We start from the raw sequence: 16,676 nt of genomic DNA, 5'->3' as shown, positions 1-16,676 counted from the left end.
GAAAGTTTTTCTAGGATTTCCATGATGAACGGGAAACAACTCCTCGTCCTTTCGGCGCTGCTCGGCAGCCTTGTGGCCGGCTGTGGCGGTGGTGGCGGCGCTAGCGGCGGCACCGGTGCCGACACAGCCGGCAACAACGGCGGTGGCACGGGGCAATCCGCTTCACCCAGCATCGCTGCCGTGAACTCGACCAATTCGAGTTTCAATGCGCCCGCCACCGCGCGGATGAATCAGCGCGCCTATTACCAGGTCACTGGCAGCAATCTGCCCAGTACCTTGGCACTGGCCGTGGCCGACTGCGCCAGCATGAGCACGCTTTCGATCAGCAGCACCGAGGCGCGCTTCCAATGCATGCCCAGCAACACGGAAGGCACGAAGTCCATCACGGTCAAGAACACCGCCGGTGATGCGGCGCTGTACAGCAGCTCGATCACCGTGCTGGCCGCAACGTCGCCGCTGCCGGTTCCCACCTACGGGTTCAACTTAGGCAACTCGCTGGAGGCCATTTGGGGATATTCCTACCCGGGTCCGGCGGTCTACACGTCGGCAGCCCAGGCCGGGTTCAATGCCGTCCGCATCCCCTGCGCCTGGGACTCCAACGCCGACAAGACCACCCACAAGATCAATGCGGCCTACATGGCCAAAGTCAAAGAGGCGGTGGACGGGAGCATTGCCGCAGGCATGCATGTCCTCATCAACGTCCACTGGGACGGTGGATGGTTCGACAGCCATATCGGGAGCAGCGTCGACGCGGCCATCAACGAGAAGATCAAGTCCTACTGGACCCAGATTGCCACCGAGTTCGCGGGCTATGACAACCGGCTGTTGTTTGCTGCGGCGAACGAACCGGATATCCACAGCCTCGCCGAGATGAAGACGCTCTTGGCGTACTACCAAACCTTCGTCAACACGGTTCGCGCAGCCGGCGGCAAGAACGCCAACCGCTGGCTGGTGCTGCAAGGCGGCGGGGATACCTCGTGGTTCACCACGCTGCCATCAGACACGACCCCCGGCCGCTTGATGGTGGAGTACCACAACTACACGCCCTCCCTGTTCACGATCATTCACGATGACCAATCCTGGGGCAAGGCGATCTGGTTCTGGGGCGCGGCCTACCACTACGCCGGCAACCCGAGCCGCAACGCCACGGCCTGGGAAGAGGGCGCCATCGACTCCGGGTTCCAGCAGTTGAAGGAGCAGTATGTCGACAAGGGCATCCCGGTGCTGGTGGGCGAATTCCAGGCGGCCGGGACACCCAACCTGACGGGCAATGACAAGCTCTGGAACACTGCTTCCACGCTTTACTGGAACAAGTACCTCGTGGACGCTGCCCATGCCCACGGCCTGAGCCCGTTCTACTGGAGCACGCCCGACGCCCCGTTTAAGTACGACACGGGCGCCATCACCAACCCGGAAGTCGTTGCTGTATTGACCGGCGGCGTCGCGCCCCCGCCGCCCAATGGCGCCCCCTACGCGGTGACGGGCCTGGTCGCAACGGCTGCAGGCGCGGGCCAGGTCAACCTGACCTGGAACGCCGTCGCTGGCGCCACCGGCTACAGCCTTTACCGCACGACGCAATCGGGCAATGAACCGGCCACGCCCTCCGTCACCGGCATCACCGGCACGTCCTACAACGACACCGGCCTGAATGACGGCACCACCTATTACTACCAGGTGATCGCGGTCAATGCCTCCGGGCCGTCCGGCTTCTCGCCGGAGGCCTACGCAGCCACGTCCGGCGTCAATCCGGACCCGACGAAGTTCTCCTTCGAGACCGATACGCAGCACTGGTCGGCGAGCGGCGCTTTGATCTCGGGGGTCGCCACGTCCACCGCGCAGCACTACGCGGGCAAGCAGTCGCTGGCCGTGAGCTTCAAGGGCACGGCCGCTGGCCAATCGTCGCTGGACTTGTCTGACGTGGTTGTGCCCGCTGGCGCGACGGTGACCTTCCGCGTCTGGGTGCCGGTGGGCCATCAGGTCACGTCCATCGAGGTCTACCTGCAGGACTACAACTGGGCCTGGGCCTCCAACTGGCATGGCAGCCCGACGGCTGGCACGTGGAACACGCTCACGGTCAAGGTGCCGGCAGGCGCCACCCCACCATTGAAGCGGCTGGGCCTGAAGATATCGACCGGCGCCGCCTGGACGGGCACCTTGTACGTCGACTCAATCGACTGGCCGCCATGAAGATCACAGAGAGAAAAGCATGATGAAGATGACAGGGTTTCGCGACCGATTGAATGCAGGCCTGCGCCTGTGCGCCGCGCTGCTGCTCGGCATGGTGCTGCTCGCCGACCCCGCGCTGGCGGCTGGTTCGCGCGAGCGGCTGTCGCTGGACGGCGGCTGGCTGTTCCACCTGGGCGACGTGGCCGGGCCGGCGATCAAAGGCCATGGCATGAGCTATGCCAACGGCAAGGCCAACGGCAGCTTTGGCGCCGCCGGCGCTGACTTCGACGACTCGGCCTGGCGCCGGCTCGACCTGCCGCACGACTGGGCGGTCGAAGGGCCCTTCGACAAGAACGAGAACGCCTCGCAGGGCTACCGCCCGCGCGGCATCGGCTGGTACCGGCGCTACCTCCAGCTGCCGGTCAGCGACCGCGGGCGCCATGTCGAGCTGCAGCTTGACGCCGTCGCCACGCACAGCACGGTGTGGGTCAACGGCATCGTCGCCAACCGCAACTACTCCGGCTACAACGGCCGCTCCATCGACATCACGCCCTACCTGCGCTACGGCGAGGAGGTCAACACCGTCGCCGTGCGCGTGGACGCGGATGCGCAGGAGGGCTGGTGGTACGAAGGTGCCGGCATGTACCGCCACGCCTGGCTGGTCAAGCGCGACGCTCTGCACATCGCCACCGACGGGCTGCACGCCAATCCGGTGCAGGAAGGAAAGGGCTGGACGCTGCCGGTGACGGTGGACCTGGCCAGCAGCGCCAAGGTGGCGCGGGCGGGTGTGCTGGAGGTGACGCTGCTCGACCCCGAGGGCCGCGAAGTGGCCCGCGGCAGCACGCGCGTGCAGGTGCAGGCGCTGAAGTCGAGCACGGCCCAGCTGAAGCTGACGGTGCAGCAGCCGCGCCTGTGGTCGCTCGAACAGCCCAACGTTTACCGCGTGCGCGCAGTGCTGCGCGACGGCAACGCCGAGATCGACCGAACCGAGGTGCAGACGGGCTTTCGCAGTCTGCGCTTCGACGCTGACCGCGGCTTCTTCCTGAACGGCCAGCCGGTCAAGGTGCAGGGCGTGGCCATCCACCAGGACCATGCCGGCGTCGGCGTCGCGGTGCCCGATTCGATCTGGGAGTTCCGCCTGCGCCAGCTCAAGTCCATGGGCGTCAATGCCATCCGCTTCGCGCACGGCGCGATCGCGGCCGAAGTGCTGGACATGACCGACCGCATGGGCCTGCTGGTCTTGAACGAGAACCGCAACTTCAACACCTCGCCCGAGGTGGTGGAGCGGCAGCTGGCCTGGCTGGTGCGGCGCGACCGCAACCACCCGAGCGTGTTCATGTGGTCCATCTTCAACGAAGAGCCCCTGCAGGGCAGCGAAGTGGGCTACGAGATCGCGCGCCGCACGGTCGACGTCGTCAAGACCCTTGACCCGACGCGCCCGGTGACGGCGGCCATGCACGACGGTATCTTCGGCGAGCTCAACGTCACGCAGGTGGTCGACGTGGCGGGCATCAACTACCAGACCTGGGCCTATGACCGCTTCCACCAGCAGAACCCCAAGCGGCCGATGACCAGCACCGAGGACACCGCCTCGTACATGACGCGCGGCGCCTTCGAGAGCGATCCCAAGGCGCAGGTGATGGCCACCTACGACGAGGAGCCATCGAGCTTCGGCACGACGCACCGCAAGGCCTGGCGCGCCATCGCCGAGCGGCCTTTCGTGGCCGGCGGCTTCATCTGGACCGGCCTGGACTACCGCGGCGAGCCGACGCCCTACGAGTGGCCCAGCGTCAACTCCTTCTTCGGCGCGATGGACCTGTGCGCTTACCCCAAGACGGCGTACTGGATCCACCAGGCGCACTGGATCAAGGACCGGACCGTCATCAAGGTGGTGCCGCACTGGAACTGGGCCGGGCGTGAAGGCCAGCCCATCAAGGTGATGGTGGCCACCAACGCGCCGCGCGTGCGCCTGCTGCTCAACGGCAAGGTCGTCGGCGAGAGCGATGTCGACCCGATCGACATGGTCAGCTTCCAGGTGCCGTACGCGCCAGGCCGCCTGGAGGCGGTGGCTCTGCGCAACGGCAGCGAACTGGCGCGAGACGCCGTGGAAACGACCGGCGCCCCGGCGCGCCTGGTGTTGACGCCCGACCGCGCCGCACTGGCAGGTGACGGCCGCGACGCGGTGCCCGTCAAGGTCAGCGTGGTCGACGCGCAGGGCCGCCCGGTGCCGACCGCCGACGCGCTCGTGAGCTTCGAGGTTGGCGGCGCCGGCACGCTGATCGGCGTCGGCAACGGCGACCCCAATTCGCACGATTCCGAGAAGACCCCCGAGCGCAAGCTCTTCAATGGCCTGGCCCAGGTGATCCTGCAGACCCGGTTGGGTGGGCAGGGCGTGCTGACGCTGCGCGCCACGGCCCCGGGTCTGGAAAGCGCCGTGATCGCGATGGACGTGAAGGCCGTGTCGGCGCCGCCCGCGGTGGCTGCGGCGGAACCGTTCGCCAAGGTCGGCGGCTGGCGCATCTCGCCGCCGCAGGCCACCCGCCCGGACCCGGCCATCGCGCCCAGCCATGGCGACATGAACAGCTGGGGCTGGGGTGATCCGCCGATCAAGCAGGAGCCGGAGAGCCAGCCCTGGCGGGCCTACCGCGCGTCGTTCGGCCTGCGTTCCGACCACAACGATGGCCGCGGGCGCCTGGTGTTCCGCGAGATCGCGGGCCGTGCCGAGGTGTGGATGGAAGGTGTGAAGCTCGGCGAGAAGACCGACCCCGCGACCGGACCGCTGACGGTGCCGCTGCCCAAGGGCCCGGGATGGCGCACGGTCACGGTGCTCCTGCAGGCGCAGCCCGGGCAGCCCTCGGGCCTCACCGGCCGTGTCGTCGTCGAAAAAGCAGCGCCGTGAACGGAGAGCAGTGCCTCGGCCGGCCGCGGGCAGTTCTATTACCGATGAAGATTCACTTTCAGACGCTGCTGGTCACGCTGGCGGTCTTGGCCGGTGGGGCGCAGGCCGAGACTCAAACGTTGACCGTCAAGGATGCCAAGTCGCTGGAGGCCGCTCTGCATTGGGCACGGACCGACAAGCGCATTCGCCACATCGAACTCGCGAGCGGCAACTACCAGCTCGCCGCGCCCCTTGTCATCGACGAAGCGCTGTCGGGTTCAGCCGAAGAGCCCTTCGTGCTCGCCGCAGCACCTGGCGCCCGCGCCGTGCTGAGCGGCGCGACGTCGCTGCCCGCCTTGCGCTGGGAAGCCTGGAAGGACGGCATCTGGCGCGCCCGCTATGCCGGTCGGTCGTTCCAGCGCCTGTGGCTCGGCCAAGCCATGCTCGTGCGGGCTCGCTACCCGAACTTCGACCCGGCCAACCAGGGCTTTGGCGGCGCACCCGACGCCACCTCGCCCGAGCGCGTGGCGCGCTGGCACGACCCGCAAGGCGCGGTGCTGCACGCGCTGCACGGTGCGCGTTGGGGCGGCGTGCAAGTGCCCATCCTCGGCAAGAAGGCCGATGGCAGCCTCCTCTACGGCGAACAGGTCGACAACAACCGCGTGATGCCGCCTAGCGACCGGGACCGGTTCGTCGAGAACGTGCTGGAGGAACTGGACGCACCGAGCGAGTGGTTCCACGACCGCAAGGAGGGTTGGCTCTACGTCAAACCTTCGGCCAACGCGCAGCCGCCGGCGCGGGGCTTCCGTGGCAGCGCGCACGAGGCCCTGATCCGCATCGAGGGTCGGGCCGAGGTCGTGCAGCACGTGCGCGTGCAGCGCCTCGTGTTCCGGGAGACCGAGCCTACCTACCTGAAGGCCACCGAGCCGCTGCTGCGCTCGGACTGGAAGTTCTACCGCGTCGGCGCGGTGACCATCGAGAACGCGGGCGACATCCGTATCGAGGACTCCGACTTCGCCGACCTCGGCGGCCATGGCGTCGTCGTCAGCGGCCGCGCGGAGCAGGTGGCCATCTCGGGCAACCATATCCACGACATTGGTGGCACGGCGATCGCCTTCGTCGGCCGTCCCGAGGCCGTGCGGTCGCCGCTGTTCGAGTACTACCAGCGGCTCGAGCTGGCGGCCATCGACCGCACGCCAGGCCCCAAGTCCGACGTCTACCCGAAGGATTCGCAAGCCAGCGACAACCTGATCCACGACATTGGTCAGATCGACCGCCAGGCCACCGGCGTGCAGCTGTCGATGGCGGCGCGCATCACCGTCGACCACAACAGCATCTACCGCATGCCGCGCGCCGGCATCAACATCGGCGACGGCACCTGGGGCGGGCATCGCATCACGCACAACGATGTCTTCGACACCGTGCGCATGACCGGCGACCACGGCAGCTTCAACAGCTGGGGCCGTGACCGCTTCTGGCACCCCGACCGCGCCGAGATGGACCGCCGCGCGGCGTCCCACCCGGAGCTGGCGCTGCTCGATGCCGTCGAGCCCATCGTCATGAAGCGCAACCGCTGGCGCTGCGACCACGGCTGGGACGTCGACCTGGACGATGGCGCCTCCAATTACGTCATCGAAGAGAACCTGATGCTGGCCGGCGGGCTGAAGCTGCGCGAGGGCTTCCAGCGCGTCGTGCGCAACAACATCCTCGTCAACGGCAGCTTCCACCCGCATGTTTGGTTCGACAACGGCGGCGACGTGTTCGAGTCCAACGTCGTCATGGGTGCCCACCAGCCGGTGGAGATCAAGCGCTGGGGCCGCAGCGTCAACCGCAACTTCTTTGTGACCGAAGCCGACCTGCGCGATGCGCAGGCTCGGGGCACGGATGCGGACTCGGTCGCGGGCGATCCGCGCTTCGCTGCACCGGCCAAGGGTGACTACACGGTCACGAGCGAGGCACTGGCGGCCCGCATCGGCTTCGTCAACTTCCCGATGGACGACTTCGGCGTGCGTCCGGCACGGCTGAAGGCGCTGGCGCTGCATCCCGTCTTCCCGGTGCCCCAGCAGCTCAGCCAAACCGCTCCGCGAGCGGCGCAGCAGCTGCATGGCCTGAGCCTCAAGCCGGTCGAAACGCTGGGCGAGCAGTCGGCCGCCGGCCTGGGCGACAAGGCCGGCCTCATCGTGCTGAGCGTTGACGCGGGCAGCCCTGGTGCGGCCGCCGGCCTGCAACCCCGCGATGTCATCGTCGGCGCGGGGTTGCAGGCTATCAACGATGTCGCCACCCTCCAGGCGCTGCTGGCCACAGGCCGGAGCGTCGACCTCATCGTCGTGCGCAACCAGGCACGCACCTCCTTGCAATGGCCGCGCGCCGCGGCCTCCTCAGCCAACCCAACGAATCCATGAAGCTGAAACAATCCCTCCTCACCTGCGCCCTCGCATTTGCCGCGCTGACCACCCACGCCCAGAGCGCCGACGGCCGCACGGACTGGCCCGGTGCCGGGCAACTCTTCGTCGGCACCAACTACCAGCCCTTCGACCGCGCCGACAAGGCCCAGATCCAGCGCGACATCGACCGCATGAAGGGCGCCGGCATGAAGATCGTGCGCATGGGCGACCTGAGCTGGGATGCCTTCGAGCCCGCCGAGGGCAAGTTCGACTTCGCCCTCTTCGACTGGATCATGGACCGCATGCAGGCCGCCGGTCTCAAGGTGATGATGGACATCCCCGGCCAGCCCGCGCCGATCTGGATGCACAAGAAGTACCCGGGCGTCGACGTGGTGAACGAGAAGGGCAACCGCCTCGACCCGGTCGAGCGCTACATGGACAACACCAGCGACCCGAACTACCGCCGCCTGCTGGTGCGCCTGGCCGACACGATGACCAAGCGCTATGCCAAGCACCCTGCGCTGTTCGCCATCGGCTTCAACAACGAGAGCGGCAACGGCATGGTGTCGTACTCCGAGGCCGACCGCCTACGCTTCATTGGCTGGCTGAAGAAGAAGTACGGCAGCATCGACGCGCTGAACAAGGCCTGGGCCTCGCAGCGCTGGTCGCGCCACATCAACACCTGGGACGAGGTGCGCCTGCCCTACATCGAAGGCCCCGGCCCCTACGAGCGCTATCTCGACATGCGCCGCTTCTGGTCCGAGCAGACCGTCGAAGTGCTGGCCTCGCTGGAAGCCGTGCGCAAGAAGAACGTGCCCGACAAGCCCGCCATCTCCAACCTGTGGGACAGCGCCTGGCGCAAGGGCTTCGACATGCTGGCCACCTACCGCCAGTACATCAGCTACGGCGCCATGGGCTTCTACCCGGGCGACCCCATCGGCGCGGGCTTCGAGGCCACCATGATGCGCGCCGGCATGAACGCGCCCATCTGGTTCAACGAGTTCACCGCGGGCGGCCCCGGCTACTACGGCAGCAAGGGCCGCTCGCGCATGTGGGCCCACTTCGGTTTGCTGCTGGGCGCCCAGGCCGTGATGCCCTGGACCTGGCACAGCCACCACGGCGGCGAGGAGCAGGCGCTGTTCGGCCTCATCGACCATGACGACCGCCCGTCCTGGAAGCTCGACGAGTTCGCCACCATCGCCAAGGAATTCAACCAGCTTGAAAAGCTCGGCTTCCCGCGCCTGCAGCAGCCCAAGGTGGCGATCGCCTACGCCTTCGACAACGTCATCGCGACCAACCTGCCCAAGGAGGGCATCTCCAACACGGTGCGGCCCTACGTGAACCCCGGCTACATGAAGCAGGCGCACAACGCCTTCGAGCCGCTGTTCAAGGACAACATCGACGCGGCCGTCATCCACATCGGCCATGAGGACCTGAGCCGCTACAAGCTCGTCGTCGTGCCCGGCATGTACCTGCTGGACAAGGCTTCGACGGCCAATCTGCGCAAGTTCGTCTCGGAGGGCGGCACCGTCATCATGACGGCCCAGTCCGCCAAGGTGAACGACAACAACCAGTGGCATGACACGCCGCTGCCCGGCGGCCTGACCGACGTGTTCGGCCTGCGCACCAACGAGTTCTACAACGCCGGCAAGGTCGAGACCCGCATCGGCGACGTCGACGCCAAGGGCGACCTCGGCTTCATCGAGGTGCTGGAGCCGTCCACCGCCGAGGTGCTGGCGCGCTTCACCAACACCGGCGACAAGGTGCCGGCGGTGACCGTCAACAAGTTCGGCAAGGGCCGCGCGATCTACGTCGGCACGGTGGCGCAGCCTGAGGTGATGCGAGCGCTGTACCGACAGCTCTACCCCAGCCTGGGGCTGGAGCCCGGTCCGAAGACGCCAGACGGCGTCTATGCACGGGTGGTGCAGGGCCGCAACTACTACGTCAACACCACGGGCGAAGCCAAGGACGTGCCCATCGACGGCACGGCGAAGGGCCTCATCAGCGGCCAGACCTGGACCGGCACCGTGAAGCTGCCGCCCATGGGCGCCGAGCTGCTGCAGGCACCGTGATGCTGGCGACGTTCATCCGTTGGGCCAGCGTCGGCCTGGTGTGCGTTGCGGCGCAGGTCGCGGCGGCCGCCGGCACGGCAGCGCCCCCGCTCCTGCGGGAAACCCTGTCGCTGGACGAGGGCTGGCGCTTCCACCTGGGCGACATCAAGCCCGATTCGTTTCCCGGCGGCCAGGGCGTCAATCTCTATGGCCCGGACATCACCTACCACGGCGCCAAGGCCGGGACCGCCTGGGGCGCGGCTGCGCGGGGCTATGACGACAAGGCCTGGCAGCGTGTGACGCTGCCGCATGACTGGGTCGTCGAGCAGCCCTTCGACGAGAAGGCGCTCAAGCAGCAGGGCTACCGCCCGCGCGGCGTGGCCTGGTACCGGCGGACGTTCCAGCTGCCGGCCGCCGACCGCGGCAAGAACATCGAGCTGCAGTTCGACGGCGTGGCGACCCGCGCCACCGTGTATGTCAACGGCAGCGAGGTTCACCACAGCTTCAATGGCTACGCGTCGTTCCAGATCAACGTCACGCCGATGGCGCGATACGGCGACGACATCAACACCATCGCGGTGCGGGTGGACGCCGATCACACCGAGGGTTGGTGGTACGAGGGTGGTGGCATTTATCGCCACACCTGGCTGGTCAAGCGCAGCCCGGTTCACATCGCCACCGACGGCGTCTATGCCAACCCGGTCAAGGCTGCCGATGGCAAGTGGGTGATCCCTGCCGAAGTCACGCTGGCGAACACCGGTGCCGAAGCGGCCTCGGCCCTGGTGGACGTCGAGGTGTTCGATGCGGCGGGCAAGCGGGTCGCGGGCGGGCGCTCTGCGCCGGTAAGCGTGATCTCCCAGGGCGACGCCGTGGCGAAGGTTCCGGTCTCGGTGGCGGCGCCGCAGCTCTGGTCCGTGGACAAGCCGACGCTCTACACAGTGCGCACCACCGTGTTGCTTGGCGGCAAGCCCGTGGACGCCGTGGACACCACGGCTGGCTTTCGCACCATCCGCTTCGACGCGAAGAAGGGCTTCTTCCTCAACGACCAGCCGCTCAAGCTCAAGGGCACGAGCAACCACCAGGACCACTCGGGCGTCGGCGTGGCCGTGCCGGATTCGATCTGGGACTTCCGCGTCCGCAAGCTCAAGGAGATGGGCTCGAACGCCTTCCGCTCCGCGCACAACCCGCCGGCCAAGGAGTTGCTCGACGCCGCCGACCGCCATGGCATGTTGGTGATGAACGAGACGCGGCACTTCAACGCCTCGCCGGAATACCTGAAGCAGCTCCAGTGGCTGGTGCGCCGCGACCGCAACCACCCCAGCGTGATCCTGTGGAGCCTGTTCAACGAGGAGGGGCTGCAGGGCCAGGAGGAGGGCATGGAGATGGCGCGCGTGATGAACGCCGTGGTCAAGCAGCTCGACACCACCCGGCCAACCACCGGCGCGCAGAACAAGGGGCACCTGAGTCCTGACGGCAAGGCCAACCCGAAGAACGCTGCACAGGTTGTGGACGTGGTGGGCATCAATTACGAGACCGACCTGTACGACAAGATTCGCGCGGCCTACCCCGACAAGCCCATCGTCAGCACGGAAGACACCTCCCAGGTCATGACGCGCGGTGAATACACCACTGACTGGAAGCAAGTCGTGGCGTCCTACGACGACGTGTTCCCGGGTTGGGCCGCCACCAGCAGCGCCCGCAACTCGTGGGAAGCGATCATGAAGCAGACGTCGTTTGCTGGCCGCTTCTCCTGGACAGGCTTTGCCTATCGCGGCGAACCCACGCCCTTCGGCTGGCCGTCCGCAAGCTCGCACTTCGGCGCGCTTGATCTCTGCGGCTTTCCCAAGACCGAGTTCTACGTCCGACAGGCCATGTTCGTGGAGGACAAGCCCGTGCTGACGCTGGTCCCGCACTGGAACTGGCCGGGCAAGGAGGGCCAGAACATCAAGGTGATGGGGCTGACGAACGCCGACACCGTGGCCCTCTCTCTCAACGGCAAGCTGATCGAGGAAAAGAAGGTCCATCCCTTCCAGATGGTGGACTGGCAGGTGCCCTACGCGCCGGGTCGGCTCGAGGCCGTCGCCAAGAAGGGCGGGCGCGAAGTGGGGCGTTTCGCCGTGGAAACCACCGGCGCGCCCGTGGCGCTGCGGCTGACACCCGACCGTGACACGCTGGCCGGCGATGGTCGCGACGCCGCCCCGGTGACCGTCGAGGCCATCGACGCACAAGGCCGGCCCGTGCCAACCGCGAACCTCGCCGTCGAGTTCGAGCTCAGCGGGCCGGGCGCCAACATCGGCGTCGGCAATGGCGACCCGAACAGCCATGATCCGGAGAAGGGCAACAAGGTCAGGATCTACAACGGCCTGGCCCAGGTCATCCTGCAAAGCCGGCGCGCTGGCTCGGGCGACCTTGTTCTGCGCGCCACATCCGCCGGCCTCAAGCCCGGCGACACCACGATCAAGGTCCGGCCTGTGCCCGCGCTTCCCGCCGTTGCGGTGGTGGCACCGTGAGGTGGCGGCCATCGCCGTCACGAGCCCCTCGCTGTTCAATGGCCTGGCTCAGCTCAGCGGACTGAACCGTATGCGCGTTTGCTAGGAATCCAGCGATGTTCACTCTGATGACAGGCCGCTGTCGCACGCTGAACCGCTCGGCCATCGTGGTGCTGACCGCGTCCGTCAGCATGGCAGTCGCCGCAGCATCGGCAGCCCAGAACTCCGCCGTTGGCGAACTCACCGTCACAGGCATGACAGCGAATGCACGCAGCCGTCCGCTGGGCATCGCTGCCGACGACATCTCGTTCGGCTGGACGCTGGCGGCTGCCGCGCGAAGCGCGCGCCAGCAGGCGTATCAAGTCCGCGTAGGCACGCAGCCGGGCAGTGGCAAGACCTGGGACTCCGGCAGGGTCGCGTCAGATCGGCAGGTCGACGTCACGCCACCCGCCGCCCTCAAGCTGCAGCCGGCAACGCGCTACCACTGGCAAGTGAGGGCCTGGGATCGCCATGGCCGCGCCGGTGCCTGGAGCACGCCGACCTGGTTCGAGACGGGCCTGCTGTCGGCTGCCGACTGGCAGGGCGCGCAGTGGATCGCCGCACCCTTCGATGCCGTCGACCAGCCGCGCCCGCTGTTGCGCGGCACGCTGGAACTGGACAAGCCGCTGGGCCAGGTTCGCCAGGCGCGCCTGTATGCCACCGCGCGCGGCGTCTACCAGTTGTGGCTCAACGGCCAGCCCGTGGGCGACCAGGCGCTCGCCCCCGGCTGGACCGACTACGCCAAGCGCGTGCAGGTGCAGACCTTTGACGTCACCGCGCAGCTGCGCAGCGGTGCCAACGTCATCGGTGCGGCGCTGGCCGACGGCTGGTTCCGCGGCAAGGTGGGCATTGGCTGGCAGGGCGTCTACGGCCAGCAGCTGGCGCTCAAGGCCAAGCTGCGCGTGACCTATGCCGACGGCAGCACACAGGACTTCGGCACCGATGGCGCCTGGCGCAGCCTGCCTGGCCCCTGGCTGCAGGCCGACCTGCAGGACGGGGAGAAGTACGACGCGCGGCGCCTGCCGAGCGGCTGGGCCGAACCCGGCTTTGACGACGGCGCGTGGCAGGCCGTGCTGCCGCAGGCCGACAGCAGTGCGCGCCTGGTGCCGCAGCCTGACGAGCCGGTGCGCGCCACCGAAGTGCGGCCCGCGCAGGCTCGCCTGCCGGCACCGGCCGGCACCTTCATCTACGACCTGGGGCAGAACCTGGTGGGTGTGGCCCGCGTCAAGCTCAGCGGTCGCGCCGGCCAGACCGTGCGCCTGCGCCACGCCGAGGAGATCCACCGCCGCGGCGAGCGCCAGGGCCAGCTCTACACCGAGAACCTGCGCTCGGCGGCAGCCACCGATACCTACACCTTCGCACGAGATGGCACCGTGACCTACCAGCCGCGCTTCACCCAGCACGGCTTCCGCTACATCGAGATCACCGGCGTCGACACCGCGCCCGCGCTGGTCGACGTGCAGGCCGTCGTGCTGGGATCGGACCTGCCCGACGCGGGCGACCTGCGCCTGTCGAACCCGATGCTCGACCAGCTCGTGCGCAACATCCGCTGGGGCCAGCGCGGCAACTTCCTGTCCATTCCCACCGACACCCCGGCGCGCGACGAGCGCCTGGGCTGGACGGGCGACATCAACGTCTTCGCGCCCACCGCCAGCCGCCTGCAGGACACGCGTGCCTTCCTGTCCAAGTGGATGGACGACCTGGCCGATGCCCAGCTTGGCGACGGCAACATCCCGGCCATCGTTCCCTACCCGGGCAAGGATTTCAAGGAAACCGGCGTCGGCTGGGCGGACGCCTACATCACCGTGCCCTACGCCGTCTGGCGCGCCACCGGCGACACGGCCATCCTGCGCCGCCACTGGGTGGCCATGCGCCGCTTCCACGACTTCCTGCGCAATGGCGCCATGGCCGACGGCAACCTGCTGGAGGAGGGCCGCATCTCCTTCTTCTCGGGAGACTGGTTGAGCCTGGAAGGCGTGGACCGCATGCGCGAGCACCCCACCATCGCGACGGCCTACTTTGCCGAGGACACGCGCATGATGGCCGAGATGGCCACCGCGCTGGGCGAGGCCGGGCAGGCGCGCGAATGGCAGGCCCTGGCCGCCCGCATCCGCGCCGCCTTCGTGCAGGCTTACCAGAAGGCGGATGGCCGCATCGAGCCCGGCACGCAGACCGTCTATGCGATGGCCCTCGGCATGGGCCTGCTGCCTGCGGGCGTGCAGCGCGATGCGACTGCGGCGCGCTTCGTCGAGAAACTGGCGGCCGACAAGCATCACCTGAAAACCGGCTTCCTCGGCACGCCCTGGCTGCTGCCGGCACTGTCCAGCATCGGGCGTGACGACCTCGCCATGCGCCTGCTGCTCAACGACGACTATCCGTCCTGGGGCTATGAGATCCGCATGGGCGCCACCACCATCTGGGAGCGCTGGAACAGCATCAACGCCGACGGCAGCTTCGGCCCGGTGGACATGAACTCCTTCAATCACTACGCCAACGGCGCCGTGGGCGACTGGATGTTTGCGCGCCTGGGCGGCCTGCAGGCGCTGGAGGCCGGGTACAAGCGTTCACGCATCGCTGCGCTGCTGTCCCACCCGGCCGTGGACCATGCCAGCGCCAGCCAGCGCACGCCCTTCGGCCTGCTGGCCAGCGACTGGCGCCGCGGCGACGATGGCCTGCATCTGAGCGTGGACGTGCCGGTCGGCACCGAGGCAGAGATCGTCCTGCCGACGTCCGACCCCAAGCTCGTGCGCGAGGGGCGGCATGACGCGTCACGCGCACCAGGCGTGAGCCGGGCGCGCTGGCAGGACGGCGTGCTGACCCTGCTGGCCGGGTCGGGCCATTACGAATTCCACGTGCCGGCGCAGGCAGCGCCGCCGCGCTGAGCAGGCGCGACGCCCAAACAACCAACTTCTTCCAACAGACCTATGTACCGTTACCTGATTGACATGCTCGTTGCCGGCGCCGTTCTCCTTGCAGCGAACCCGGCGGATGCGAAGCCACCCCACTTCGCCACGCAGGGCACCGCGACGCAATTGGTGGTGAATGACAAGCCTTACCTCATCGTCGGCGGCCAGGTACACAACTCCTCTTCGGGCAGCCCGGAGTATTTCGACCGCACGGTGAGCAAGCTGGCTCGGCTGCACGCCAACACCGTGTTTGCCCCGGTCACATGGGAGTTGCTCGAACCGGTCGAAGGCAGCTACGACTTCGGGCAGCTTGAGCACATGGTTCGCACGGCCCGAAAACACCGGGTGAAGCTGGTCGTGCTGTGGTTTGGCAGCTGGAAGAACGGCGTGTCCCAATACGCGCCGGCCTGGGTGCGCCGGGACACCGTGCGTTTCCCGCGGGCGCACAACGCCGAAGGACGCCCGATGTCGGCGCTTTCCACTTTCGGTCCACAGTCCCGCGATGCGGACAAGGCCGCCTTCACCGCCATGATGAAGCACCTGCGCAAGATCGATGCGCAGGACAACACGGTGATCCTGGTCCAGGTCGAGAACGAGGTGGGCCTCTTCGAATCACGTGACCACCGCCCTGAAGCCAAGGCGGCGTTTGCCGAGCAGGTTCCACAGCCGCTGATGGACTACCTGATCGGCCACAAAGGCCGTCTGGCGCCGCACCTCGAGGAGCTGTGGCAACGCAACGGGCGCAAGGAGCGCGGCTCGTGGGCGGAAGTCTTCGGCGCCACGAAGGATGGCGACGAAATCTTCATGGCCTGGCACTACGCCTCCTACATCAATGGCATCGCGGCCGCCGGCAAGGCGGTCTACGACATCCCCCTTTACGTGAATGCGTGGCTGGCGGGGAACGACCAGCCCGGGCAGTTCCCGTCCGGCGGCCCCGTCCATCGCGTCATCGATGTGTGGAAGGTCGCTGCACCAGCGATTTCGATCTGCGCGCCGGACATCTACGCCAACAATTTCAAGGACGTCACCGCCGCCTACCACCGGGCTGACAACCCGCTGTTCATTCCGGAGACCCACGCCGACGTCTGGTTCAAGCCCTCGGCGGTCGACCAGCACCAGGCGGCGCGCAACATCTTCTGGGCGTTCGCCCACCATGACGCGATCAGCTTTGCGCCGTTCGGCCTGGAAGGCCAGGCGGTGGACGGTCCCATCGCCAAGAGCTTCAAGCTCGTTTCGCAGCTGCGCCCGCTGATCCTGCAGTTCCAGGGAACGGGCCGGATGGCCGGCATCCTGCAGACCGAGGAGCCCAAGACCACCCAGGAGGGCGTCAAGGAAGCCACAGGCGCGCAGTCCAGCCGCGAGATCGCTCTGGGCGGGTACACGGCGCATGTCAGCTACAGCCCCGTTTCCGCGGATGAACGCGCCTATGGGCTCATCATCAACACCGCACCGGATGAGTTCCTCATCGCGGGTGATGGCTTGGTCGTGGGTTTCTCCGCAAAGCAGCGGGAAGTCGGGCTTGCCGAGATCTGGGAGCAGGTCTTCGTCAACGGCAGGTGGGTCAACGGCCGCCGCTTGAACGGCGACCAGACCAACCAGGGCAGCACCGCCCAGATCCCCTTCTGGCGCTGGGACAGCTTCGACGCCGCCCCGGGCCCACGCGTGGTGAAAGTGAAGGTCTTCTCGTACGACTGAGGTTCGGCAAACAGGGCCGGTCCGCGACCGTGACCGGCACCTGGAGCGCCACGTTCGCTGCCCTACCT

At 67.6% G+C, this 16,676-nt stretch carries 7 protein-coding genes; all 7 read left to right on the top strand.

Features of this window, described 5'->3' with window-relative positions; genetic code table 11:
• The first annotated feature begins 24 nt into the window (after positions 1–24).
• Entirely contained in the window at positions 25–2,187 is a 2,163-nt protein-coding gene (locus ASC95_RS07475; protein ID WP_162250733.1) for a cellulase family glycosylhydrolase, read from the top strand.
• A 19-nt stretch (positions 2,188–2,206) separates the two neighbouring features.
• The gene (gene galA / locus ASC95_RS07470) at positions 2,207–5,065 is read left to right on the top strand and encodes a beta-galactosidase GalA (RefSeq protein WP_235537774.1); all 2,859 of its coding nucleotides are present in this window, start codon (positions 2,207–2,209) and stop codon (positions 5,063–5,065) included.
• A gap of 44 nt (positions 5,066–5,109) precedes the next feature.
• On the top strand, positions 5,110–7,446 hold the full coding sequence (locus ASC95_RS07465; RefSeq protein ID WP_057297144.1) for a PDZ domain-containing protein: 2,337 nt from the start codon (positions 5,110–5,112) through the stop codon (positions 7,444–7,446).
• Complete coding sequence (locus tag ASC95_RS07460; protein WP_057297162.1) at positions 7,443–9,500, top strand: beta-galactosidase; 2,058 nt, start codon at positions 7,443–7,445, stop codon at positions 9,498–9,500. Before ASC95_RS07465 ends, ASC95_RS07460 begins: the two co-directional genes overlap by 4 nt.
• Positions 9,500–11,989 carry a beta-galactosidase GalA gene (gene galA / locus ASC95_RS07455; RefSeq protein WP_057297143.1) on the top strand — a complete coding sequence of 830 codons (2,490 nt, stop codon included), beginning with the start codon at positions 9,500–9,502 and terminating at the stop codon, positions 11,987–11,989. The genes ASC95_RS07460 and galA (ASC95_RS07455) overlap by 1 nt, the downstream gene beginning before the upstream one ends.
• 95 nt (positions 11,990–12,084) lie before the next feature.
• Positions 12,085–14,889, top strand: coding sequence for an alpha-L-rhamnosidase (locus tag ASC95_RS07450; RefSeq protein WP_057297142.1), 2,805 nt, complete (start codon positions 12,085–12,087; stop codon positions 14,887–14,889).
• Between the two features lie 42 nt (positions 14,890–14,931).
• Positions 14,932–16,608 carry a DUF5597 domain-containing protein gene (locus ASC95_RS07445; protein ID WP_057297141.1) on the top strand — a complete coding sequence of 559 codons (1,677 nt, stop codon included), beginning with the start codon at positions 14,932–14,934 and terminating at the stop codon, positions 16,606–16,608.
• Positions 16,609–16,676: the final 68 nt, after the last annotated feature.

This window comes from Pelomonas sp. Root1217, assembly GCF_001425705.1.
Taxonomy (GTDB): domain Bacteria; phylum Pseudomonadota; class Gammaproteobacteria; order Burkholderiales; family Burkholderiaceae_C; genus Pelomonas.
This window is presented reverse-complemented; position numbering and strand designations above follow the sequence as displayed.

What these genes read in the sequence shown, in the direction of transcription:
- ASC95_RS07475 (WP_162250733.1), top strand. Translation starts at nt 25, where the DNA reads ATGAACGGGAAACAACTCCTCGTCCTTTCGGCGCTGCTCGGCAGCCTT.
- galA (WP_235537774.1), top strand. Translation starts at nt 2,207, where the DNA reads ATGATGAAGATGACAGGGTTTCGCGACCGATTGAATGCAGGCCTGCGC.
- ASC95_RS07465 (WP_057297144.1), top strand. Translation starts at nt 5,110, where the DNA reads ATGAAGATTCACTTTCAGACGCTGCTGGTCACGCTGGCGGTCTTGGCC.
- ASC95_RS07460 (WP_057297162.1), top strand. Translation starts at nt 7,443, where the DNA reads ATGAAGCTGAAACAATCCCTCCTCACCTGCGCCCTCGCATTTGCCGCG.
- galA (WP_057297143.1), top strand. Translation starts at nt 9,500, where the DNA reads ATGCTGGCGACGTTCATCCGTTGGGCCAGCGTCGGCCTGGTGTGCGTT.
- ASC95_RS07450 (WP_057297142.1), top strand. Translation starts at nt 12,085, where the DNA reads ATGTTCACTCTGATGACAGGCCGCTGTCGCACGCTGAACCGCTCGGCC.
- ASC95_RS07445 (WP_057297141.1), top strand. Translation starts at nt 14,932, where the DNA reads ATGTACCGTTACCTGATTGACATGCTCGTTGCCGGCGCCGTTCTCCTT.